We start from the raw sequence: 23,151 nt of genomic DNA on the forward strand, positions 1-23,151 counted from the left end.
ACTTTTTGGATTACTACAAATATAAAAATTGGAATCTGCAAAGCTGGTTGAGCTTTGCATAGTAAACCATTTTTTATTAACAATTGCTTTACCTTTGCAGTCAGCAGGCCACCTTATCGCTGCAATCTTAAGAAATTGGGATTGAAGAGGAAAGTCCGGACACCGTAGTGCAGCATAGCGGGTAACGCCCGTCAGCCGAAAGGCAAGGACAAGTGCAACAGAAAGCAAGTACAGTTAGGCTGTAGTGAAATCAGGTAAACTCTATGCGGTGAAACGTCATGTAAACCAACGTTTAAGGGCTGCACGCCCAAGTTGGAGGGTAGGCGGTTGGAACTTTTGGGCAACTAAAAGTCTAGATAAATGATAAGGCTAGACAGAATCCGGCTTATGGCCTGCTTTTTATTAAAATTTGCATTGCTTCACCTTGGGTTTTAATTGTTGTTGACCTTATTAAGATGTTATTTTTTAGTTAGTTATCTTTAATTAAAAGTCAGCTATCCATAATTAATAAAACCTTATGACACTCAAAGTAACTTTTCTTTTCGTGGCAATTACTCTTGCATCTTGCAATTCATCTGAGACGAAAAAAGATTCTGAGGAATTTGAAGTAGTATCTATACTCGACAACTTATACTGCGGAACTGGTGGTTTAACTGTAGGTCCGGATGGGTATATTTACCTTTCGGATTTTGGACCTTGGTTGAGTGGTACTCCCGTTCTAAACCCTAAAAATCGAGTGTACAAAGTCTCTGAGGACGGTAATATATCGATTTATGCAGCGATGTTTGATGGTGCTTCTGGAAGTAAATTTGATAGTAAAGGCAATTTTTACCAGTCAAACGTGAAATTAGGTCATATCACTAAAATAACCCCAAACGGAACAATAGATACGCTTTTTGTGTCTGGACAAGTATCTCCAGTAGGTATAGAGGTGGATAAAGAGGATAATTTATATATAAACAACTGTGATGCCCACTTGATCAGAAAGGTAACCCAGGCAAGAGATACCACTATCTTTTGCCAAGATTCGCTTCTTAACTGCCCTAATGGTCTTACCAAGGACATTAAGGGGAATTTCTATGCATCAAATTTTTACGATGGCAATGTAATTAAGATTACGCCAGAAGGAAAAGCGAGTCTTTTTGCTACTATTCCAGGAAACAACAATGGTCATGTATTATATCATGAAAATAGTATTTATGTTATTGGCCGATCGGCGCACCAGATTTATAAACTTTCTATGGATGGGGAGATTGAATTATTTGCCGGATCTGGTAAAAGGGGGAAAAAAAATGGCGCCAGACTCGAGGCAACTTTTTCCTATCCAAATGATTTAGATGTAAGCCTGGATGGCAAATACCTCTATGTCAATGAAGTTGCTGATACCATTTCGGACAATAGAGTACTTACACCAACTAGTTTGAGAAGGATTAACATATTTGATTGACTTTTTTTTAATCCAAAGGATTTTCGAAAAAACTAAATACACTTCCGCCATACTTTCTACTTTCTTTAAAAAAAGGACTATTAGAAAGGTTGGTTTGGTCTGAATGCTCTATAATCAAAAGACCATCATCTAGCAAAAGATGTTTTTGGAATACCAAATCAACAATTTTGTAAAATTTATCATCCTTAAAATCATATGGTGGATCAGCAAAAATGATGTGTCCTAGTAGTTTTGTTCTTTCCAGGAATTTAAAAACATCCGATTTAACCGGAGAAATGGGAAGGCCCATTTCTTTTGCCGTTTTGGATATGTATTGTACACAACTAGGAAAACTATCTACAGCTATAATATTGGTGGCCCCCCTGGATGCAAACTCAAAACTAATATTACCAGTTCCAGCAAAGAGATCTAATACCGTTAGTTCATCAAAATGAAATCGATTGTTAAGAATATTGAAAAGACCTTCTTTGGCCATATCCGTTGTAGGGCGAACAGGTAATTTCTTAGGAGCAATAAGTCTTTTGCCCTTAAACTTTCCAGAGATAATACGCATTACAAAGAACTTAAAACTGTAAAATCAATGCTCTTATCTTTCAACTGATCCATAGGTAATATGGAATTACTTGGTGCAAAAACGGAAACATGTTTTATATATCTATAGCACAGTTCGTAAATAGCATCACCTTCTTCAATAAGCCCAAAAAGCTTAAGTTGTAAATGCTCTAAATTCAATTGTAATTGCTCCAAACTAAAGAGCAAGTAATAGAGAAAATCCTCTTTGGTTTTGTATTCGAAAAGGTTATAAAGAAGAAGTTTTTTCTCAGAAATAACCACAACCTCCATTTCTTTTTCAGAAACCTGTACATAACAGATAGGTTCTCTAGAAGCACTGCTTTGACTTAAAAGTGTTCCTATTAGAATGGTGCCACTGTGCTTAAATTCAAATTCACCAAAAAGATCAAAAATATAATTGTTCACATTGGTAAATGGAACATATACATTGACCATATCTTGATTTAGTATTTCATCGAAAACGATATGGTCATTAGCCATTATTTTAGCGTTGAACTTAAGGTAGTTGGGCAATTCTTCTTCATTAAAAAGCGTTTTAGGCACCAAACCAAAGAATCCATTCTTATGAATGACCATGACTTCTGAAAAGTCACTATCGGTAATGTTTTTTTGACTAAGTGCAGTTTTTAACTCTTTTAGCACCAAGTATGGAGTAGAGGATGTTTTGAAAACCGTTTTTTCAAAAACCAGTATTTCATTGGAAATTGTATCCAGAACACAAAAAGAAAGTCCATTCAGGCCAACCTGAATGGACAATTTTTTAATAGTATTATTGGATTTTGAATCTTCTATTTTAATTCTTTTTTTTCCTGTCATAAATCGGAGGCCAATTTCCGTTTGAGCTTACATCTGTAAGTGAGCCAACTTTAATCTCGGTACCATTTACCTCTTCAACACTTTGATGTGCGTTTTCTCTTGCCAACAAATCTTTTGGTTGATCGTAAAGAATAATATCTTTTTTGGTTTTAGCCTCAAAAACGTGTGCTTTATAGCCTTGCTTATCAATGATGTCGGCTTTCATTTCAAATTTTTCACCTCCTTGAGCATAAGGAACATCCATCATGGATTTGAAGCGGTCATCATTTTTAAATAATGAATCTTTGACTTTAACAAACCCTAAAGTATCAATGATAATAGTATCCTTTTGAAGTTCAATACCGTAAGTCTTATCAAACCTCATAAAAGAAGAATCTCTTTGTTGGGTAATGGTATAGCTTCCCGTATCCACAAATTTAACTAAACTGTTAAAATCTTTGGCGAACCTTCCATTTACAGTTTTGTAAGCTTCTTGTGAATCTCTAATATCTTTAAGCTTAGCAATGACTTGAGTGAATCTTTCTTTTCTAACCTTATTAAATTCAATAGGAGCATTAATGGATTGATAAATTTTATATCCTAAGAATATACTTAAAAGACCAAATACGATAACAAGAACTGGTTTTATCTTTTGAGGTAAAAATTTATCAATTAAGAATACTAGGCCTATGGTCAAAAGGCATATAACTAAAACGATAATAATTAAGTTTAACATACTAATATTGTCTTTCTGAGTTAATTTAGCGGTTACAGACAAATCTACAATTTTTTTTTAATCACGAAACTTTTTGCTTTAAAAATCCATGCTATCTTTAGAAGCTTATGAATGACCCTACACCTTCAGGATTTTTAACCATTCTAATTGAAAAATTTCCGCATACTCCAACTATTAAACAAGGTTTGGCAATGGAAAAGCTTGCCAATTTTGTTTTAAATGGAAAAAATGAGGAAGTTTTTCTCTTGAAAGGATTTGCCGGGACAGGCAAAACCACAATTGTTGGAACTGTAGTAAGTAGTCTATGGAAAGTGAAAATGAGTTCGGTTCTAATGGCACCAACAGGCCGTGCAGCAAAGGTTATGTCTGTTTATTCAGGTAATAAGGCATTTACTATACACAAGAAAATATATTTTCCAAAAAAACAAGCTGGTGGAGCTATCCGATTTGTTCTGGCTCCCAACAAGCATAGAAATACACTTTTTATTGTTGATGAAGCTTCCATGATACCGGACACTCCGGCGGATTCTAAACTTTTTGAAAATGGATCTTTGTTGGATGACCTCATGTTTTATGTATACTCAGGTCATAATTGCAAATTGCTGCTTATTGGGGATACGGCGCAGTTACCGCCTGTAAAATTGGATTTAAGTCCAGCATTGGAAGAACAAAGACTTTCTCTAAATTATAATAAGGAAGTTGAGTTTTTGGAATTGGATGAGGTTATGAGGCAGAGCAATGACTCTGGAATTTTGTACAATGCAACAAACCTTAGGGAACAATTACAATCTCATTTTTTTGAAGAATTCAAATTTGAAGTGAACGCTTTCAAAGATATTGTAAGATTGATTGATGGTACTGAAATACAGGAAGAAATAGATACCTCATATAGCCAAAATGGGAGGGAAGAGACCGCAATAATAGTTCGTTCCAACAAGCGTGCAAACTTATATAACAAAAACATAAGGGAGCGTATTTTGTTTTTGGATAATGATTTGGCGGTTGGTGATTATATGATGGTGGTGAAGAACAACTATTTTTGGTTAAGACCCAATTCAGAAGCGGGATTCATTGCCAATGGCGATATCATTGAAGTGTTGGAGTTGTTTTCTATAAAAGAATTATATGGGTTTTCATTCGCCGAGGTAAAAGTGAAAATGGTGGATTACCCAAACCAGAAACCTTTTGAAACTGTATTGTTGTTGAATACGATCAACGCCGAAACCCCTTCACTTTCCTATGAAGAAGGCAATAGATTATACCAAGAAGTCTTAAAAGATTATGCCCATGAAAAATCGAAGTACAAAAAATTTCTTGGTGTAAAGAACAATAAATTCTTCAATGCACTTCAGGTTAAATTTTCATACGCCATAACGTGCCATAAATCGCAAGGGGGACAATGGAATACAGTTTTTGTGGAACAACCATACCTGCCCAATGGGGTGGACAAAGATTATTTAAGATGGTTGTATACTGCGGTTACAAGAGCTAGGCAAAAACTATTTTTAATAGGATTTAAAGATGATTTTTTTCTTGACAAGGAATAACTTATTTTAGACAAAACCATGGGAATGGCACCAGATACCATAATAAGTATATTTTTAGGAATAGGCTTAGCTGCATCAGTTGGGTTTAGAGTTTTCTTGCCACTTTTTGCGCTCAGCTTAGCTGCATATTTAGGTGTGTGGGAGCTTAATGAAAGCTGGCAGTGGATAGGAAGTTTAGCTGCACTTATAACCCTGGGAGTGGCCACTTTTGTCGAAATATTCGCTTATTTCATTCCTTGGGTGGACAATGCACTTGATAGTGTAGCAGTTCCTTTAGCCGCTATTGCAGGTACTGCCGTGGTGGTATCTACCGTTGCTAATTTAGATCCAGTTGTTACATGGTCTCTGGCAATTATAGCGGGTGGCGGAACAGCTACAGCAATAAAAGGAGCAAATGCCGCTGGAAGGCTAACCTCTACGGCAACTACTGGTGGAATTGCCAATCCTGTTGTGGCTACAATTGAAACTGGAACTGCAGTAGCCGTATCAACGGCTTCCATATTAGTTCCACCAATAGCAGCAATTCTAGTTATTATAATATTGATTGTAATTTTTAGGATTTACCGTAAGTTGAGACCAAAACCAAAGAGATAATAATATCAAACTAATATAAGTAGGAGTGAAGATAATTTCTATGATACCGGCTAGGTACCAAGCCTCAAGATTTCCTGCAAAACTTATGCAGGACTTAGGCGGTAAACCGGTCATTGTAAGAACCTATGAAGCAGCTGTGCAAACCGGTTTGTTTGATGAGGTTTATGTGGTTACGGACAGTGATATCATCTTTGATACCATTTCTGCAATTGGCGGTCACGTGATTATGAGTAAAACGGAGCACGAAAGCGGTAGTGATAGGATTGCTGAGGCTGTTGAAAATATGGATGTTGATATTGTAATTAATGTTCAAGGAGATGAACCCTTTATTGATGGAGAGAGCTTAACAAAGGTCATAAAGGTTTTTGAAGCAGATGTTGATGGCGAAATAGACTTGGCCTCCCTAATGACCCCAATTACAGACTGGGATGAAATTTCCAACCCAAATACGGTAAAAGTAATAGTGGACAACCAAGATTTTGCACTTTATTTTTCGCGTTCCCCCATTCCTTACCCAAGAGATGAGAATGTTGAGGCAATATACCATAAACACAAAGGAATTTATGCCTTCAGGAAAAGAGCTTTGTTAGATTTTCAACGATTGCCCATGCTTCCTCTAGAGGCCAAAGAAAAAATAGAGGCAATACGGTTTTTGGAATACGGAAAAAAAATAAAAATGGTTGAAACACATGTCACTGGTATAGAAATTGATACTCCAGAAGACCTAGAACGAGCTAAAAAAGCATGGAAATAGATTTCAAGGATATAAAGGTTATCGGGTTTGATGCCGACGATACGTTATGGGTGAACGAAACCTATTTTAGGGAAACTGAAGAACGTTTTGCAGAATTGTTAGAGGGTTATGAAACCAAGAACAAAGTGGACCAAGAGCTGTTTAAAATGGAGATGGATAACTTAGGGCTTTATGGTTACGGAGTGAAAGGATTTATGCTTTCAATGATAGAATCTGCCCTTGACCTATCAAATAACAAGATTCCACAAGAAACTATTTTAGAAATTTTAAGCTTGGGTAAAAAGATGATTTCCCATCCTGTAGAATTACTGGACGGTGTTGAAGAAGTATTGAGCAAGTTGGTCAACAAGTACAGGTTAATTGTCCTTACCAAAGGAGATTTATTGGACCAAGAACGAAAACTTGAGAAATCCGGAATCTCTAAATATTTTCATCATGTGGAGGTGCTTAGCGATAAAAAAGAGAGTAATTACAAAAACTTATTGGAGCATTTGGAAATTGATGTGAGGGAGTTTTTGATGATAGGAAATTCTTTAAAGTCGGATGTATTACCTATATTGAATATTGGGGCAAATGCGGTTCATGTGCCATTCCATACAACTTGGGCACATGAGATGGTTACAGAAGTGGAACAGGTGAACAATCACTTGAAGTTGAACAGCCTTAAAGACATTTTGAAGTATTTGGATAACTGATGAAGACAGAGAACAATTTGAAGAAAAAGCAAAGAACATCAAACCAGAACACTTCGTACCGTAATTTCCCCATGGTACCAAGAGTGGTTTTTGGACAAGGTAGTTTTAATCAGTTAGGTGATATCCTATTGCCCAAGCGCCTTAATTCTGAAGCCCCATTTATTTTTTTGATTGATGATTTTTTTGAAAAGAGAGAACTTGTTGGCCGTATTCCGATGATGTTCAATGATGAGGTAATTTTTGTATCCGCAGAGGAAGAACCCAAAACGGCACAAGTTGATGCGCTTGTCAAAAGAATTAAAGAAACATTTGAAGAATTGCCATCAGGAATTATTGGCATAGGAGGAGGAACGCTTTTAGATTTGGCTAAGGCCGTTGCAATACTGTTAAACAACAAAGGCAAAGCGCAAGATTATCAAGGATGGGACTTGGTTGGTAAACCATCTTTGTACCATGTAGGGATTCCAACCATTAGTGGAACAGGGGCGGAAGTTTCTAGAACAACAGTGCTATTGGGACCTGAGAAAAAACTTGGGATCAATTCTGATTTTACTACATATGATCAAGTTATCCTAGACCCAGATTTAACTATAACAGTACCAAAAGAACAATGGTTCTATACTGGTATGGACTGTTTTATTCACTGCATAGAATCATTGAATGGAACCTATTTGAATGCATTTAGCCAGAGCTATGGGGAAAAAGCTCTTGAACTTTGTGAAGAGGTTTTCTTGCAAGATGTTCCAATTATGGAGTCGAGGGATAAGCTGATGATGGCATCTTGGCATGGAGGCATGAGTATTGCCTACTCTCAGGTTGGTATTGCCCACGCTATGAGTTATGGGCTCTCTTATCTTCTTGGTATTAAACATGGAATTGGAAACTGTTTGGTTTTTCAACACCTTGAGGAATTTTATCCAGAAGGGGTCCGGTTGTTTAAAAAAATGTTAGAAAAGCATAAGATCCTTCTTCCTAAAGGAGTTTGCTCCAATTTGACCCAGAATGATTTTGATATTTTAGTAAATGTTGCATTAGGCATGGAAGCACTCTGGGAAAATGCGCTTGGAAAAGAATGGAAGAACATCATGACCCCAGAACGTCTTCAAGAACTTTATCAAAAAATATAGGAGTTTTTACAGGCTCTCAAACTTTCTTAAGAAGATTAAACAACATGCATGCACAAGCTTTCTAAGTTTTTATATTTTAAAGTATTGGGTTGGAAGCTTATAGGTTCATTTCCCAAAGTGGATAAATGTGTAGTAATTGTGGTTCCCCATACACATTGGATGGATTTCTTTTTAGGCCTAATAGTTCGGAAAGTTCTTAATGAGGAAATCAATTACATTGGAAAGAAAAGTCTTTTTAAACCTCCATTTGGATGGTTTTTTAGATGGACGGGAGGAGCACCCATAGACCGTTCCAAAAGTTCCAATACGGTTGAAAGCATTGTAGGAATTTTTAAAGAAAGAAAGGTTTTTAGATTTGCCTTGGCACCGGAAGGCACAAGAAAAAAAGTATCAGAACTAAAAACAGGCTTTTACCATATTGCAGTAATGGCACAAGTTCCTATTGTGGCCGTTGCTTTTGATTTTGGAAAAAAGCAGGTCAAGATATCCGAAGCCATTTATCCCACTGGCGAAATGAAGGAAGATTTTAAAATATTCCATAATTTCTATAAAGGGGTTTTAGGAAAAGTGCCCGAATACAGTTTCTAGATTTTTTTTAAAACCTTTGGTTTAGGTTTTTCCGCTTTTTTGGTGTTTCCAGGAAATACAATATTTGTGCTTGAGTAAGAACTCCCAAATGTAACGGCGGCTGAATATACCTGATTTATGGCATCCACAACTTGATGCTCCGAGAGCTCCGCCAATGGATGTGTGAAAACGGACCAGATAATTTCATCACTTAAAGCATACTTTACGTCTAATGCTGAATGGAAGTTGGCCACAAACGCATTTAGTAATTCTTCTTCACCAATTTCTTCCCGTTTTATAATGGGTGAAATAATACGCATTCTATTTGCATTCTCATCATAAATACAGATTAGCATATTCTCTTTGATTAAAAACTGGATGGAATTACCGTTCACTTTAACGGTATCCGCTTCTTGTTCTATGAGTTCAACAAGTTTGGCAGAGGTCATTTCTTGAGAATAGGTGACTCCTACCGTAAATAGCAGAACAAGCGTGGTGATTATGTTTCGCATAGCGGAATAGTTTGTTATTTGGTCGCCAAACAATTCCTTACTTACAAATCAAGGTTTAAATAGATGTTACTCTTGCATGGTATGGTAGACATTTTGGACATCGTCATCCTCTTCAATTTTTTCCAGTAGTTTCTCTACTTCCAAAACCTGTTCTTCACTGAGTTGCTTGGTCACTTGGGGAATGCGTTCAAACCCAGATGATAAAATCTCAATCTCTCTTGATTCCAATTCTTTCTGAATAGACCCAAAACTTTCAAAAGGAGCATAAATTAGAATACCATCTTCGTCAACAAAAACTTCTTCTGCTCCAAAATCAATCATTTCCAATTCAAGCTCCTCTGGATCTATTCCCTCAGCAGGAATACGGAAATTGCATGTATGGTCAAACATGAACTCCACAGAACCGGATGTTCCCAGACTCCCGTTACATTTATTAAAATAACTTCTAATGTTTGCAACAGTTCTTGTATTGTTGTCTGTTGCGGTTTCTACAAGTATGGCTATACCGTGGGGCGCATAACCTTCAAATAAAACTTCTTTATAGTCACCTAGGCTTTTGTCGCTCGCTCTTTTAATCGCTCGCTCCACGTTGTCCTTGGGCATGTTGACGGACTTGGCATTTTGAATTACTGCTCGCAGTTTGGAGTTGGAGTCAGGGTCTGGCCCTCCTTCTTTTACCGCCATTACAATATCCTTGCCTATGCGTGTAAAGGCTTTGGACATAGCGGACCAACGTTTCATTTTTCGCGCTTTTCTAAATTCAAATGCTCTTCCCATGAATTCTTTTTGGTTATGGATAGGGGCAAATTTAGCAAAAAATGCCCCTTTATCAAGCGTTGCTTAGTACAAGGGACTTATTTATTATTGACAATTTTTTCTATGCTTTTGGCAAGGTCGAAATCATTTTGTGTAATGCCACCCACATCATGCGTGTTAAGTTTGATGGTAAGGTTGTTGTAGACGTTTTCCCAATTGGGGTGGTGGTTTTGTTTTTCACATTCAAAGGCAATCCTTGTCATTATGGAAAAGGTGTCTTTAAAATCTTGGAATTTAAATGATTTCCAAATTGAACCTTCATTATAGGCCCAGCCTTTAATATCTTTTAAGGATTCTTCAATTTGATCAGCGCTTAACTTTTTCATAAACTTTCATTTTTTCTAAAGTTAGCTAAATCACTTACAAAAGGTCAAAAGGGATGTTTAAAAAATCAATCTACTGTAATATGGTCGTCTATAATATCCTGATAACTAGTTCTAAGGTTTTTAGGAAGTTTGTTGTCTTTGGGCAAGGCTGCCAAATATCTGTCTTCGTTGGTGGTAAACACCCTTTTCAATAAGGGATGAAAATTACCCATGCGTTTTATGATCTCTTTAATGAATTCTTCATGTTGAATTAAATCAATACTGCCCAGGTGAAAAATACCGCTTTTGTCCCTATTGATCAAATAGTGGATTTGTTGGGTGAGTTTGTCATCATTGGTGACATTTATGATGAGATTTGGAAACACTTCGATGGGCTCATTATTCTCCAAATTTGTTTTAATCTCCCTAACCCTGGGGGATAGGTTTCCAAAGACCATAGGCACTCTTAAAATAGCAGTTTTCTCCTTGGGTAGCCGCATCATCATGTTTTCAATTTTGATCTTGAGTCTGCCATAAACACTTTCAGAAAGTGTTTTGTCAAATTCATAAGAAGGAAATTTACTATAGGCATCAAAAACATTGGCGGAAGAAATGAAGTACAATTTGGCCTTATGCTTTAAAAGGTATTCCATTAAATGTTGATGTGCCTGAATCTGAGCGCCAAAATTTCCTCGTAATGCTGAAATGATTAAATCTGGATTTACCTTATCCAAAACATAAAAAATATCGTCTTCCTCAAGGTCATACCTATAAAACTGCTTATTTGTAGAGAAAGAGGAATTGGAACAGTAGGTGCCATATGTATCAAAATAGGAACAGAGTTCTTTGTAGATAGCATTGCCTATAAAACCACTTGCTCCAAGTATAAGTATCTTTTTCTTATCCAAATATTAAAATATTGACAAACCGGTATCGGTTGTTAGTTTTTCCAAAGCAAGCATACCAAGCTTGGAATTTCCTTTTCTATTTAATCCTGGTGACCAAGTGGACACGCAAAATTTATTGGGCAATAATGCGACAATACCTCCTCCTACACCACTTTTACCGGGTAAGCCCACTTCAAAAGCAAATTCACCGGCTTCATCATAAAAGCCGCAGGTAAGCATTATGGCATTGATACGTTTTACCTGTGGTAATTTTAGATAGTTGTCATTTTGAAGGCAGTTGCCACGGTTCATAAAAATATAGAAGACTTTCACCAATTGTTTGCATGACATTCTAATTGAACAAGCGTGAAAATAAAAATCCAATACCGTTTCTACATCATTCTTCAAGTTTCCAAAAGACTTTATCAAATATGCGGCTGCATAGTTTCTAAATCCAGTTCTTTTTTCAGATGCTGCAACTTTCTCATCATAGGATATAGAAGAATCATTGGCGATACCCTGAACATATTTTAAAAAATCTGACTTTGGATTTTTTAGATTGGAAATAAGAATATCACTTATAACAATGGCTCCCGCATTGATCAGGGGATTCCGTGGAATACCGTTTTCCATTTCCAATAATGATAGATGGTTGAATGGATCCCCGGATGGTTCCACGCCAACACGTTTCCACAAACCTTCACCAATCATGGAAAAAGCCATGGAAAGAGACATTACCTTTGAAATACTCTGTATTGAAAACTGTTCATTGGAATCTCCTGCACTGTATTCAATTCCATTGGTATCCAATATGCAGATACCAAACTTGTTGGGGTCAATATTAGAAAGTTCCGGGATATAGCTAGCCACCTTGCCCTTGTCCTTTTGCCTTTTGGTTTCATTGACAATGTCGTTTATAATAGGCTGAAAATTTTGCATTTACGATTTGTAAAATGGAAGTTTTATGATGGTGGCGGGAACTTGATTTTTTCTTATCTGAATATGTATTGTACTATCTACTTTTGAGTTTTCTTTGGTTACATACCCCAAACCGATTCCTTTTGAAAGGGAAGGGGACATAGTACCGGAAGTTACTTTTCCAATTTCAGCTCCTTCTTCATTCAATATGGGATATCCACTTCTTGGAATTCCTTTTTCTTCCATTTGGAATGCCACTAATTTTCTTTTGGCGCCTTCTTCCTTTTCTTTTGCCAATGCTTCGCTATTGACAAAATCCTTAGTAAATTTTGTTACCCATCCCAATCCGGCTTCTAAGGGAGAGGTAGTGTCATCAATGTCATTACCGTAGAGACAATAACCCATTTCCAAGCGCAAAGTGTCGCGAGCAGCTAAACCAATTGGCTTTATCCCAAAACCGGCTCCAGCTTCCAGAACTTTATCCCAAACTTGTTTCACTTCAGCATTTTTACAATAAATCTCAAACCCACCAGAACCAGTATAACCTGTTGCTGAAATAATAACATGTTCTATTCCGGCAAAATCACCAACAACAAAGTTGTAAAACTTTATGCTAGAAAGGTCGATGGATGATAGGGACTGCATGGCATCAACCGCTTTTGGTCCTTGTATGGCCAATAAAGAATACTCCTCGGACAAGTCTTTCATGGTCGCTCCGATGGTTTCATTGTATTTTGCAATGTGGTTCCAATCTTTTTCAATGTTTGAAGCATTCACGACCAATAGATAGCTCTCTTCTTTTACTTTATAAACGATTAAATCATCGACTATTCCTCCTGTCTCATTTGGAAAACAACTATATTGAGCCTTACCAATTACCAGTTTGGAAGCATCATTGGAAGTTACTTTTTGAATCAAATCCAAGGCTTTGGGTCCTTCAATAAGAAATTCACCCATATGCGAAACATCGAATACGCCAACAGCTTTTCTAACCGTCTCATGTTCAATATTTACTCCTTCATAAGATACAGGCATATTATATCCGGCAAAAGAAACCATTTTAGCTCCTAAAGAAATGTGCGTTTCACTTAATGCAGTAGTTTTCATGACATCAATTTATGGGATAAATTTATTGAATTCACCCAAGATGAGCCTATTTAACGACTAATGTTTTGAACAAAGTGATGTTAATTGAGAAGAGAAATTTGCTAACTATCCATTAAATAGGATTTTAGCTCTTCATATGTATTGATTTTCATTGCCTTTTTTTTCCTGCCCATAACTTTTTGAATTTGGGGAGGTATTTTAGGAGAAAGCCCCAAGGTATCCTCAACAACATCTAAAAACTTAACAGGGTGAGCTGTTTCCAGAAAGACACCATATGTGTTTGGGTTGGATTTTTGATATTCCTTAAGTCCAAGATACCCTACCGCACCATGGGGATCCATAATATAGCCAGATTCCGCATAAATCATTTTCATTATGGATTTTGTAGCTTCATCTGAGAAGGAATAGGACGAAAGATTCTCTTGTATGGTTAAGAAATCATCTTGATATAAATGCCGTATTCTTATAAAATTGCTGGGATCGCCAACATCCATGGCATTAGAAATTGTTGCTATGGAAGGCATAGGTTCATAAACCCCACTTTTCATGAAGTTTGGAACCACGGTATTGGCATTGGTAGACGCAACAAAATGTTTCACAGGCATACCTAATTTTTGGGCCACTATTCCGGCACAAATATTTCCAAAATTACCTGAAGGAACAGCGAACACAATTTCTTTGCCTTTTGTCCTTGCTTGTTTGTATGCAAACAGAAAATAGAACAGTTGGGGCAACCATCTGGCTACATTTATACTGTTTGCCGAGGTCAATTTCTTTTGATTTGTGATTTCAGCATCCAAAAAAGCCGTTTTTACCATACGCTGACAGTCATCAAAAGTGCCGTTCACCTCCATGGCCACAATATTTTGTCCCAAGGTGGTCAGCTGCTTTTCTTGTATGTCGCTCACCTTTCCACTAGGGTACAGAATGACCACATTAACGCCTTTAACACCTAAAAAACCATTTGCTACGGCGCCACCAGTATCACCGGATGTTGCAACAAGTACAATAACCTCATTATTTTTGTCTTCAGAAAAATGGCCCAAGCATTCAGCCATAAATCTTGCCCCCACATCTTTAAATGCCATGGTAGGGCCATGAAAAAGTTCAAGAGTAGCCACATTTTCTTCAATTTGCACTAATGGGAAATCAAAATCCAACACTTTTTTGATGATTTCTTTCAGGACTTCATCTGGAATGTTCTTGTCTACAAATTGATGTATTGCTTTAAAGGCAATTTCGTGATTGGAGTAGGAGTCTATGTTTTCAAAGAAGTTAGCGGGCAACGGTTGAATTTCTTCTGGAAAGTATAGTCCTTTATCTGGAGCAATGCCGTCGATGACCGCTTCTTTAAAGGAAGCTTGAATTTTGGAATTATTTAAACTGTAAAATTTCATGTGTTTATGCTATTCTTTTAACTCCTTCTGTATTGATCTTTGAAATATGAATGTCAAAAGGAATTCCAATGGTCCCATAGACTTCCTTCATCGATTCCGCAACTCTTTGTGCCACATTCTCTCCTTTGCTCAAAGCAAAAATGGAAGGGCCAGAGCCTGAAATTCCGCAACCTAGTGCACCAACACCCATGGCACTGGATTTTACATGATCAAAGCCCGGAATCAATATTGACCGAATAGGTTCTACTATATGGTCTTCTAAAGAACGCCCGATTAAATCGTAGTCATTTTTAAAAAGGCCGGCAATAAGGCCACCAACATTGCCCCATTGTTGTATTCCTTTTTCTAGAGTAATGTTGGTTTTTAAGATTTTTCTGGAATCAGAAGTTTTTATTTCAATCTGTGGATGGATTACGGTAGCAAAAAGTTCGCTAGGGGTTGGAATGGAAATAACATCTAACGGATCGTAACTTCTTACCAATGTAAACCCGCCGTAAATGGCAGGAGCTACATTGTCTGCATGGGCAACATCGCTTGCTAGTTTTTCTCCTTGCATTGCAAATTTAACCAACTCCAAATTTGAGAATGGTTTTCCCAACAATTCATTCATGGCCCATACTGCTCCTGCAGAACTGGCCGCACTGCTGCCGATTCCACTTCCTGGTTTGATTTTTTTGTCAATCTCAATTTCAAAACCACCTTGGTAACCACTTTTCTCCAATAGAGCCATACCCGCCACCCCAGAAACATTTTTAGCGGTTTCAAGAGGTAAATCTTGACCCATAATTTTGGTAATGGCAATCCCTTTTTTAGCTGTTTTTCGAACTGTCATTTCATCACCTACAGCGTCTAGGGCAAGCCCCAGGACATCAAATCCACATGAAACGTTTGCAATAGTTGCCGGACAAAAAACCTTTATTTCCTCCATCTTAGAAGTTTCCTATTCGTATGATATCGGCAAAGATACCAGAAGCTGTGACATCTGCACCTGCACCCGCACCTTTAATAATTAGGGGTTGATTTGGATATCGTTCTGTATAAAACAGCACAATGTTATCGCTACCCTCCAGATTGTAAAAATCGTGTCCTTTAGGTATTTTTTGTAGCCCAACACGTGCTTTCCCATCTTCAAACTGCGCTACATACTTAAGTTTGCTATCAGCGTCCTTAGCTTCTTTGAACATTTTTTGAAAGGTAGTTTCATTTTTCTTCAATGATGCGAAAAATGCTTCATTGGATTTGGTATCCAAGCTTTCCTTTGGCAGAAAGGAGTCGTTTTCAATTTGTTCTATGTCCAATTGGTTTCCACTTTCTCGTGCCAAGATCAGAATCTTTCGCATTACGTCTATACCGCTGAGGTCAATGGTGGGGTCAGGCTCGGTATACCCCTCTTCTTGTGCTTGCTTTACAATATCATGAAAGGTAACGGAATCATTAAAATTGTTAAAGACAAAATTTAGACTTCCTGACAATACTGCTTGTATCTTTTTCACCTTATCTCCCGAAGCGATGAGATGTTTCAATGTATCAATAATGGGAAGTCCCGCACCCACATTGGTTTCAAACAAAAATGGCGAATTGTATTGCTTTGCCAATTGCTTCAAATAGCGGTAGTAGTCGTAATCTGAGGAACAGGCAATTTTGTTACAAGTGACCACGGAAATACTATTTTTTAGATAATCTGGATAGCTTTCTGAAACCTGTTCACTTGCGGTATTGTCCACAAAAACGCTATTACGATAATTTAGCTTTTTTACAATTTTAAAAAACACTTCTTTATCAGCTTTTCGTCCATTTGCCAAAGTGGTTTCCCAATCTTTTAATGAGATTCCATCTTCGTCAAAATCCATGGTTCTTGAATTACTAATACCAATGACTCTTATATTGAGTTTAAGTTCTTCCTTTAGGTATTTTTTCTGTTGCTTTATCTGGTTTAGGAATTTGGAACCAACATTCCCAACACCCATTACAAAGAGATTGAGTTGTTTTATATTTTCCTCAAAAAATTCCTCGTGTAAGGAATTAAGGGCTTTTTTTACATCTGTTTTTGTAATTACTGCAGAAATGTTCCGTTCAGATGCTCCTTGGGCTATGGCTCTTATGTTTACATTGTTCCTCCCCAGAGTGCTGAACATTTTACCGCTGAGCCCTTGATGGCTTTTCATGTTATCCCCAACTAAAGCAACTATAGCTAGGTCTTTTTCAACCAATACCGGTTTTATTTTATTACTGGCGATTTCATATTCAAAAGCTGTGTTTACCACTTGTACCGCTTTTTCAACATCATCATCTGAAATACCTACGCAGATAGAGTGCTCAGAGGAAGCTTGGGTTATGAGTACAACGCTTATATTTTCTAAGGACAAGGTTTCAAAAAAACGTTTTGAAATTCCTGGAACGCCAATCATGCCAGGTCCTTCCAGAGAAAGCAAACTAATATTGCTCACATGGCTAATGCCTCTTACGGTTTTTCCATTGCCATTGTTGTTTTTGGCAATGTAAGTTCCTTCATCTTCAGGTTTAAAAGTATTTTTGATGACAATGGGTATTTCCTTGTTTAGCACGGGCTGAATAGTGGGGGGGTAAAGGACTTTAGCTCCAAAATGGGAAAGCTCCATGGCTTCTTCATAGCTAATATGTGATACACACTTTGCCTGTTTTACCAATTTGGGATTGGCCGTAAACATACCGCTAACATCTGTCCATATTTCTAGAATATCCGCTTTTTGGGCCGCAGCAATTATTGCTGCAGTATAGTCTGAGCCACCTCGGCCCAGAGTGGTGGAATTTCCAGAACCACTTGAAGATACAAACCCGGGAAGTACGGTTATTTGATTTTTGGCATTCTTAAAATAAGCATTGCAGTTAGCATAGGTTTTTTCAACATCGATTGTTGCATTGCCATAGTTCTCATCTGTAAGTATTAATTGCCTGCTATCTTTAAAATCGGCTTTTAGGCCCTCAGCTTTAAAGAACTCACTAATAATAAATGATGAAAGTAGTTCTCCGTAGCTTACTATCTTATCAGATAACTTAGGAGTAAGCTCTCCAATTAAAAATGAACCTTCTAAAAGGGTTTCCAAAACGTTCAAATCACTTTTAACCTTGCTTAAAATGGTACTTTGAGCTTTAACGGGTATAAGCGCTCTAATTGAGTCTATATGTCTATCCTCAATTTCTTTAAGGCCTTTTTTATAGGCTAAATCTTGATTTGAGGCCAAATGGGATGTGTTGAGCAGTAAATCTGTAATGCCCCCAAATGCAGATACCACAATGGCTATCGTATCAGTGTGATTGTTTTGAACAATGGCTTTGACTCGATTTATATTTTCAGGATTGGCGACCGATGTACCGCCAAATTTTAAGACTTTCATGATTGAATTATGTTGTAAAATGTTGAAATAGATTGAATGAGTACGGAAACAAATAGCATATTACCCCAAAGGGGTAATGGTAGTGAAAGTGAAGATAGATGAAAAAGTTTCCATCATTGAATGTTTAATATCCGTTTGTTTAAATTGCATAGCGCAAGACTCGAGGTCAAAAGTAGTACTTTTGAGAGCTTCTTCAAATGATTCTAAAATTTTTGCGAAATCTATAGTAATAACCAATTTTTCTTGTTGAATGAAAATTTTTACCGCAAGTCAGATATATGAAGCTGATAAATTCACAATAAATAAGCAGCAAATTACAAGTGATGCTCTTATGGAAAGGGCCGCTACCAAATTATTTGATTGGATGCATTCCAGGCTTCAAGGTGCCCAGGTTAAAATCCACTTGTTCTGTGGAATTGGAAACAACGGAGGTGATGGTGTGGCTTTGGCTAGACATCTTCATGAACATGGGTATGATATTGCGGTCTATGTTGTCAACTATAGCGAAAAGCGCTCAAAAGACTTTTTAATTAATTTGGATAGGCTTAAAGAACGAAAACTATGGCCTGAATTTTTGGATTCTGATTGTTCTTTACCTGAGATAACCCCGAATGATATTATCGTAGATGCAATTTTTGGGATAGGATTAAATAGGGCACCCGATGCATGGGTTGCAAACCTCATCAAACATCTCAATTCCTCTTCTGCGTTTGTTCTCTCTGTGGATATACCTTCCGGTTTACCCTCAAATAGAAGTCCCTGGGACGGTGAACATGTTGTTCGTGCTAGTTACGTATTAAGTTTTCAGGTTCCCAAATTGGTGTTTTTTCTTCCAGAAACAGGAGTGTACCAAAACCAATGGGAAATCTTGGATATTGGATTGGATTCTGAATTTTTGGTCAAAACCGATACGGATTATGAACTCATAGGCAGACCGGAAATCATGCCAATGTACCGCCCACGACTAAAGTTTTCTCATAAAGGCACTTACGGACATTCTGTAATCATTGGAGGAAGTTATGGAAAAATTGGGGCTGTTCAATTGGCCAGTAATGCATGTTTGTCTGCCGGTAGTGGTTTGGTGACTGCCTTTGTGCCAGAATGCGGATATCATTCTTTACAAACTTCAATTCCTGAAATAATGGTACTGACCGATGATGCGGACGACAGCATAAGCGAGATTGATATTCCATTTGTGCCTACTGCTATTGGTGTAGGAATGGGAATGGGTACAAAAGATGAGACAATTAAGGCTTTTGGTTCATTTTTAAAGAAGGTTGAAACCTCTATTGTAATTGATGCGGATGGCCTAAATATTTTGGCAAAGCAACCTAACTTGCTTAAAGATGTTCCTAAGCAATCTGTTTTAACACCACATCCAAAAGAACTGGAACGTTTAATAGGGAAGTGGAAAGACGATTTTGATAAGCTTGAAAAAGCCAAATCATTTTCAATGAAGAATGATTGCATCATAGTAATTAAAGGTGCGCACAGTATTACCGTATACAAGGATAAAGGATTTGTGAATACAACAGGAAATCCAGGTATGGCAACTGCAGGAAGTGGAGATGTTTTAACAGGAATGATTACAGGTTTAATGGCCCAAGGATATGCTCCTTTACAGGCAGCTATTTTTGGGGTTTACTTACACGGACTGGCAGGAGATGTTGGAGTGTCTACCGCAGGATACGAAGCATTAAAAGCTTCTGGTATTATTGAAAATATTGGTAATGCCTATATGGAGCTGTTAAGACCGCCAAATAAGGAGAATGAGGAAAAAGTTTAAACTTTATTCTTTTATTACTTTTTTTTGAGCCTTTTTTTAACCCATGCCAATGCGTTGTCGTACTCAATAAAGAACTCCATGTTCTTTTTGTAAAAAAGCTTCTCAATTTTAAAATTGTGCATGTCAATTTCTTTCTTGGATACAATTGCGAAAGCCTTTAAGTTTTCCATCCCTCTTAAATAATTGTAGATGGTTGGATCCACAGCATAGGAGTTTTTTCTGAGGCTTATATAGCCAAACCCTTTATCCCTAAAGTGTATTTCTGAAATCCCGATAATTTGATAAGCTCTCTCCAGTGTTAATGTAGCACCTTCGTCAAAAGTTGAAACCATGTAGTTGTTAAAAACCTGAACACTTCCAATGTCTAGTTGGTATTCACGTACAACAATAGCTTTCTTAGTAGAAGCAATTTTCATTCTCCAATATATTATAGTGTCTCGTTGACGAAAGTATACCTATTAGTATGGGAGCAGAAAAATATTAGATTAAAGGCGCAAATATCGTGTGTACGGTAAGTTGGCACATAATAAAAAGAGCCAACAAAATTGTTGGCTCCTTACTATGATTGCTTTTTATTGCTCCGTTTTGGGCGTTTTTTCCGGTTTTTTAATTTTTATGGTGAGTTCTTCTTTTTTCTCATCCAAGTCCATAAAAATGCTATCACCTTCATCCAATTTGGAATTTACGATTTCTTCGGCAAGGGCATCTTCTATGTATTTCTGAATTGCTCTTTTTAAAGGTCTGGCTCCATACTGCTTGTCAAACCCTTTTTCGGCAATATAGTCTTTTGCCTTTTTTGTAAGATTAAGATCATACCCTATATCCTTTATTCTGCCGAACAATTTATCCAGTTCAATGTCAATAATCTTGTGAATGTCTTCGCGTTCTAATGAGTTGAACACCACAACATCATCAATCCTGTTTAAGAATTCTGGTGCAAATGCTTTCTTCAATGCACTTTCAATAACACTTTTCTGATGTGTATCTGCTTGAGCTTTCTTGGCAGCAGTGCCAAATCCAACACCTTGTCCAAAATCTTTTAGTTGTCGAGCTCCAATATTGGAAGTCATTATGATTATGGTATTTCTAAAATCGATTTTTCTACCTAAGCTATCTGTGAGAAATCCATCATCCAAAACCTGCAACAACATATTGAAAACATCTGGGTGTGCTTTTTCAACCTCGTCTAAAAGAATCACCGAGTATGGTTTGCGACGCACTTTTTCCGTCAACTGCCCACCTTCTTCATATCCTACATAACCTGGAGGCGCCCCAACTAATCTAGAAATGGCAAATTTCTCCATGTATTCACTCATGTCAATTCGGATCAGGGCGTCCTCAGAATCGAAAAGTTCCTTTGCAAGAATCTTCGCCAATTGCGTTTTTCCTACTCCGGTCTGTCCTAAGAAAATAAAAGAACCAATAGGTTTATTGGGATCTTTTAGTCCAGCTCTATTACGTTGAATTGCTTTGGCCACTTTTGCCACAGCATCATCCTGTCCAATAACAAAACCTTTGATCAGTTCAGGCAATTCAGCAAGCTTGTTGCTTTCTGTTTGAGCTATTCTGTTCACTGGAATACCGCTCATCATTGAAACTACATCTGCCACGTTATCTTCAGATACTGTCTCCCGATTAAGTTTACTGTCTTCTTCCCATCTTTCTTGGGCTGAGGCAAGTTCTTTTTCTAATCGTTTTTCGTCATCTCTTAGTTTAGCAGCTTCTTCGTACTTCTGCTTTTTAACTACGCTGTTTTTTAGTTCACGAACATCTTCCAACTGACCTTCTAGTTCTAAAATCTGTTTTGGAACATCCATGTTTACGATGTGCACTCTTGAACCAGCCTCGTCCAAAGCATCAATTGCTTTGTCTGGCAGGAATCTGTCCGTCATGTAACGATTTGTCAGCGTAACACAAGCTTTGATCGCATCATCTGTATAAGATACATTGTGGTGGTCCTCATACTTTCCTTTGATGTTCATTAAGATTTCAATGGTCTCATCCACTGTTGTGGGTTCAACGATCACTTTTTGAAACCTTCTTTCTAGAGCTCCGTCTTTTTCGATGTACTGCCTATATTCATCTAGCGTAGTTGCACCTATACATTGAATTTCACCTCTTGCTAGGGCAGGTTTAAACATATTTGAAGCATCTAAACTGCCGGTAGCACCACCAGCACCAACAATGGTATGAATTTCATCAATAAAAAGGATGATATCGTCATTCTTCTCCAATTCATTCATCACAGCTTTCATGCGTTCTTCAAACTGTCCACGATATTTTGTGCCAGCTACCAATGAAGCCAAATCCAAGGTAACAACTCGTTTATTGTAAAGAATTCTTGAAACTTTTTTGTTTATAATTCTCAAAGCCAATCCTTCGGCAATTGCACTTTTACCTACACCGGGCTCTCCAATAAGCAATGGATTGTTCTTCTTTCTTCTACTGAGTATTTGGGATACTCGTTCAATTTCTTTTTCTCTACCAACAACAGGGTCCAATTTGTTTTCTTCTGCCAGTTTGGTCAAATCACGGCCAAAGTTGTCCAAAACAGGGGTTTTAGACTTTTTGGTTCCTTTTTGTGATGAGCTTGAACCAAAAGTACTTTCCTTGGAATCTCCAGCATCGTCAGAGTCACTAGGGAAAGATTCAGCATGTGGAGTATCTAAATAATCATCATCACTGGTGATCATAGATTTAAATTGCTCCTTTACATTATCATAGTCCACTTTAAGTTTGTGCAACAATTTTGTAGTGGGGTCATTTTCATTCCTAAGAATACAGAGCAAAAGGTGGGCTGTATTAATTGAAGAGCTTTGAAAAAGCTTGGCTTCAAGAAAAGTAGTCTTCAGTGCACGTTCTGCCTGTCTTGTTAGATGTAGGTTTTTTTTGTCTTTTTGAATTGTTCCTGTATTTGGATTCGCAGGACTAAGAATCTCCACCTTTCTTCTTAAATGGTCCAAATCCACATCCAAGGCATCCAGAATATTAATAGCTTTACCATTTCCATCTCTTAAAAGCCCTAACATTAAATGTTCTGTTCCTATAAAATCGTGCCCTAACCTTAGGGCCTCCTCTTTGCTATAAGCTATAACGTCTTTTACTCTAGGGGAAAAATTATCGTCCATACACTTCCTTTTCAGCAATTAAAATTAATAAAAGTATCCTTACCGTAGTCAAATACCGTACCCATATTCGATAAAGTTGTAGTTAA

22 protein-coding genes and 1 other RNA gene are annotated in these 23,151 nt (G+C 37.4%); 9 read left to right on the forward strand and 14 right to left on the reverse strand.

The window, feature by feature from the left end:
- Positions 1–100: 100 nt before the first annotated feature.
- Both rnpB and DKG77_RS14885 read left to right on the forward strand, forming a co-directional pair.
- Positions 101–403, forward strand: an RNA gene (rnpB, locus tag DKG77_RS14880) — RNase P RNA component class A.
- A gap of 114 nt (positions 404–517) precedes the next feature.
- Positions 518–1,447, forward strand: coding sequence for an NHL repeat-containing protein (locus DKG77_RS14885; RefSeq protein WP_109664669.1), 930 nt, complete (start codon positions 518–520; stop codon positions 1,445–1,447).
- Between the two features lie 7 nt (positions 1,448–1,454).
- On the opposite strand, the gene DKG77_RS14890 is transcribed toward DKG77_RS14885, so the two are convergent.
- Genes DKG77_RS14890 through DKG77_RS14900 form a run of 3 tightly spaced genes read right to left on the reverse strand, consistent with a single transcriptional unit; the run spans position 1,455 to position 3,464 of the window.
- Positions 1,455–2,000 (reverse strand): RsmD family RNA methyltransferase, encoded by a 546-nt coding sequence (locus tag DKG77_RS14890; RefSeq protein WP_109664672.1) that lies wholly within the window; start codon positions 1,998–2,000, stop codon positions 1,455–1,457.
- Positions 2,000–2,836 (reverse strand): DUF3822 family protein, encoded by an 837-nt coding sequence (locus tag DKG77_RS14895; RefSeq protein ID WP_109664674.1) that lies wholly within the window; start codon positions 2,834–2,836, stop codon positions 2,000–2,002. The genes DKG77_RS14890 and DKG77_RS14895 overlap by 1 nt, the downstream gene beginning before the upstream one ends.
- Positions 2,814–3,464 (reverse strand): hypothetical protein, encoded by a 651-nt coding sequence (locus DKG77_RS14900; RefSeq protein ID WP_109665027.1) that lies wholly within the window; start codon positions 3,462–3,464, stop codon positions 2,814–2,816. The genes DKG77_RS14895 and DKG77_RS14900 overlap by 23 nt, the downstream gene beginning before the upstream one ends.
- A 194-nt stretch (positions 3,465–3,658) precedes the next feature.
- Between DKG77_RS14900 and DKG77_RS14905 the strand changes: the two genes are divergently transcribed.
- Genes DKG77_RS14905 through DKG77_RS14930 form a run of 6 tightly spaced genes read left to right on the forward strand, consistent with a single transcriptional unit; the run spans position 3,659 to position 8,856 of the window.
- Complete coding sequence (locus tag DKG77_RS14905; protein ID WP_109664677.1) at positions 3,659–5,098, forward strand: ATP-dependent DNA helicase; 1,440 nt, start codon at positions 3,659–3,661, stop codon at positions 5,096–5,098.
- 24 nt (positions 5,099–5,122) lie between these two features.
- On the forward strand, positions 5,123–5,692 hold the full coding sequence (locus DKG77_RS14910) for a DUF4126 domain-containing protein (RefSeq protein WP_109665030.1): 570 nt from the start codon (positions 5,123–5,125) through the stop codon (positions 5,690–5,692).
- A gap of 40 nt (positions 5,693–5,732) precedes the next feature.
- A complete protein-coding gene (gene kdsB / locus DKG77_RS14915) occupies positions 5,733–6,446 on the forward strand; it encodes a 3-deoxy-manno-octulosonate cytidylyltransferase (protein ID WP_207785470.1) in 714 nt (237 codons plus the stop codon).
- Positions 6,437–7,141, forward strand: a complete 705-nt coding sequence (locus tag DKG77_RS14920; RefSeq protein WP_109664682.1) for an HAD family hydrolase — start codon at positions 6,437–6,439, stop codon at positions 7,139–7,141. Before kdsB ends, DKG77_RS14920 begins: the two co-directional genes overlap by 10 nt.
- A complete protein-coding gene (locus DKG77_RS14925; RefSeq protein ID WP_109664684.1) occupies positions 7,141–8,268 on the forward strand; it encodes an iron-containing alcohol dehydrogenase family protein in 1,128 nt (375 codons plus the stop codon). Before DKG77_RS14920 ends, DKG77_RS14925 begins: the two co-directional genes overlap by 1 nt.
- Before the next feature lie 48 nt (positions 8,269–8,316).
- Positions 8,317–8,856 carry a 1-acyl-sn-glycerol-3-phosphate acyltransferase gene (locus DKG77_RS14930; protein ID WP_109664686.1) on the forward strand — a complete coding sequence of 180 codons (540 nt, stop codon included), beginning with the start codon at positions 8,317–8,319 and terminating at the stop codon, positions 8,854–8,856.
- Here DKG77_RS14930 and DKG77_RS14935 read toward each other — a convergent pair.
- From DKG77_RS14935 to thrA, 9 genes are all read right to left on the reverse strand, one after another.
- Positions 8,853–9,347 (reverse strand): hypothetical protein, encoded by a 495-nt coding sequence (locus tag DKG77_RS14935; RefSeq protein WP_109664689.1) that lies wholly within the window; start codon positions 9,345–9,347, stop codon positions 8,853–8,855. The two genes, DKG77_RS14930 and DKG77_RS14935, sit on opposite strands and share 4 nt — an antisense overlap.
- Before the next feature lie 66 nt (positions 9,348–9,413).
- Entirely contained in the window at positions 9,414–10,124 is a 711-nt protein-coding gene (locus DKG77_RS14940; protein ID WP_109664691.1) for a YebC/PmpR family DNA-binding transcriptional regulator, read from the reverse strand.
- A 77-nt stretch (positions 10,125–10,201) separates the two neighbouring features.
- Positions 10,202–10,489 (reverse strand): 4a-hydroxytetrahydrobiopterin dehydratase, encoded by a 288-nt coding sequence (locus DKG77_RS14945; protein ID WP_109664694.1) that lies wholly within the window; start codon positions 10,487–10,489, stop codon positions 10,202–10,204.
- Positions 10,490–10,554: 65 nt separating this feature from the next.
- Positions 10,555–11,376 (reverse strand): sugar nucleotide-binding protein, encoded by an 822-nt coding sequence (locus DKG77_RS14950; RefSeq protein WP_109664696.1) that lies wholly within the window; start codon positions 11,374–11,376, stop codon positions 10,555–10,557.
- A gap of 3 nt (positions 11,377–11,379) precedes the next feature.
- Positions 11,380–12,294, reverse strand: coding sequence for a glutaminase (locus DKG77_RS14955; protein WP_109664699.1), 915 nt, complete (start codon positions 12,292–12,294; stop codon positions 11,380–11,382).
- Positions 12,295–13,380: a glycine cleavage system aminomethyltransferase GcvT gene (gcvT, locus tag DKG77_RS14960; protein ID WP_109664702.1), complete on the reverse strand. Its 1,086-nt coding sequence runs from the start codon at positions 13,378–13,380 to the stop codon at positions 12,295–12,297.
- A gap of 101 nt (positions 13,381–13,481) precedes the next feature.
- Complete coding sequence (gene thrC / locus DKG77_RS14965; RefSeq protein ID WP_109664704.1) at positions 13,482–14,777, reverse strand: threonine synthase; 1,296 nt, start codon at positions 14,775–14,777, stop codon at positions 13,482–13,484.
- A 4-nt stretch (positions 14,778–14,781) separates the two neighbouring features.
- Complete coding sequence (locus DKG77_RS14970; RefSeq protein ID WP_109664707.1) at positions 14,782–15,705, reverse strand: homoserine kinase; 924 nt, start codon at positions 15,703–15,705, stop codon at positions 14,782–14,784.
- Between the two features lies 1 nt (position 15,706).
- Complete coding sequence (gene thrA, locus DKG77_RS14975; protein WP_109664709.1) at positions 15,707–18,151, reverse strand: bifunctional aspartate kinase/homoserine dehydrogenase I; 2,445 nt, start codon at positions 18,149–18,151, stop codon at positions 15,707–15,709.
- A gap of 250 nt (positions 18,152–18,401) precedes the next feature.
- Between thrA and DKG77_RS14980 the strand changes: the two genes are divergently transcribed.
- Positions 18,402–19,937, forward strand: coding sequence for an NAD(P)H-hydrate dehydratase (locus tag DKG77_RS14980; RefSeq protein WP_109664712.1), 1,536 nt, complete (start codon positions 18,402–18,404; stop codon positions 19,935–19,937).
- Between the two features lie 14 nt (positions 19,938–19,951).
- Here DKG77_RS14980 and DKG77_RS14985 read toward each other — a convergent pair whose 3' ends face one another.
- Together DKG77_RS14985 and DKG77_RS14990 are read right to left on the reverse strand one after the other, a co-directional pair.
- Entirely contained in the window at positions 19,952–20,353 is a 402-nt protein-coding gene (locus tag DKG77_RS14985; RefSeq protein ID WP_109664714.1) for an STAS/SEC14 domain-containing protein, read from the reverse strand.
- A 156-nt stretch (positions 20,354–20,509) separates the two neighbouring features.
- On the reverse strand, positions 20,510–23,065 hold the full coding sequence (locus DKG77_RS14990; RefSeq protein WP_109664717.1) for an ATP-dependent Clp protease ATP-binding subunit: 2,556 nt from the start codon (positions 23,063–23,065) through the stop codon (positions 20,510–20,512).
- Between the last annotated feature and the right edge of the window lie 86 nt (positions 23,066–23,151).

It is taken from the genome of Flagellimonas aquimarina (genome assembly GCF_003149745.1).
Taxonomy (GTDB): domain Bacteria; phylum Bacteroidota; class Bacteroidia; order Flavobacteriales; family Flavobacteriaceae; genus Flagellimonas; species Flagellimonas aquimarina.

Excerpts from the sequence above, each read along its gene's own strand:
- DKG77_RS14925 (WP_109664684.1), top strand. The coding sequence starts at position 7,141 with ATGAAGACAGAGAACAATTTGAAGAAAAAGCAAAGAACATCAAACCAG.
- DKG77_RS14905 (WP_109664677.1), top strand. The coding sequence starts at position 3,659 with ATGAATGACCCTACACCTTCAGGATTTTTAACCATTCTAATTGAAAAA.
- thrC (WP_109664704.1), bottom strand. The coding sequence starts at position 14,777 with ATGAAATTTTACAGTTTAAATAATTCCAAAATTCAAGCTTCCTTTAAA.
- DKG77_RS14990 (WP_109664717.1), bottom strand. The coding sequence starts at position 23,065 with ATGGACGATAATTTTTCCCCTAGAGTAAAAGACGTTATAGCTTATAGC.
- DKG77_RS14910 (WP_109665030.1), top strand. The coding sequence starts at position 5,123 with ATGGCACCAGATACCATAATAAGTATATTTTTAGGAATAGGCTTAGCT.
- DKG77_RS14895 (WP_109664674.1), bottom strand. The coding sequence starts at position 2,836 with ATGACAGGAAAAAAAAGAATTAAAATAGAAGATTCAAAATCCAATAAT.
- DKG77_RS14980 (WP_109664712.1), top strand. The coding sequence starts at position 18,402 with ATGAAAATTTTTACCGCAAGTCAGATATATGAAGCTGATAAATTCACA.
- DKG77_RS14890 (WP_109664672.1), bottom strand. The coding sequence starts at position 2,000 with ATGCGTATTATCTCTGGAAAGTTTAAGGGCAAAAGACTTATTGCTCCT.
- thrA (WP_109664709.1), bottom strand. The coding sequence starts at position 18,151 with ATGAAAGTCTTAAAATTTGGCGGTACATCGGTCGCCAATCCTGAAAAT.
- DKG77_RS14945 (WP_109664694.1), bottom strand. The coding sequence starts at position 10,489 with ATGAAAAAGTTAAGCGCTGATCAAATTGAAGAATCCTTAAAAGATATT.
- DKG77_RS14955 (WP_109664699.1), bottom strand. The coding sequence starts at position 12,294 with ATGCAAAATTTTCAGCCTATTATAAACGACATTGTCAATGAAACCAAA.
- kdsB (WP_207785470.1), top strand. The coding sequence starts at position 5,733 with ATGATACCGGCTAGGTACCAAGCCTCAAGATTTCCTGCAAAACTTATG.
- gcvT (WP_109664702.1), bottom strand. The coding sequence starts at position 13,380 with ATGAAAACTACTGCATTAAGTGAAACGCACATTTCTTTAGGAGCTAAA.
- DKG77_RS14885 (WP_109664669.1), top strand. The coding sequence starts at position 518 with ATGACACTCAAAGTAACTTTTCTTTTCGTGGCAATTACTCTTGCATCT.
- DKG77_RS14940 (WP_109664691.1), bottom strand. The coding sequence starts at position 10,124 with ATGGGAAGAGCATTTGAATTTAGAAAAGCGCGAAAAATGAAACGTTGG.
- DKG77_RS14920 (WP_109664682.1), top strand. The coding sequence starts at position 6,437 with ATGGAAATAGATTTCAAGGATATAAAGGTTATCGGGTTTGATGCCGAC.
- DKG77_RS14935 (WP_109664689.1), bottom strand. The coding sequence starts at position 9,347 with ATGCGAAACATAATCACCACGCTTGTTCTGCTATTTACGGTAGGAGTC.
- DKG77_RS14985 (WP_109664714.1), bottom strand. The coding sequence starts at position 20,353 with ATGAAAATTGCTTCTACTAAGAAAGCTATTGTTGTACGTGAATACCAA.
- DKG77_RS14930 (WP_109664686.1), top strand. The coding sequence starts at position 8,317 with ATGCACAAGCTTTCTAAGTTTTTATATTTTAAAGTATTGGGTTGGAAG.
- DKG77_RS14970 (WP_109664707.1), bottom strand. The coding sequence starts at position 15,705 with ATGGAGGAAATAAAGGTTTTTTGTCCGGCAACTATTGCAAACGTTTCA.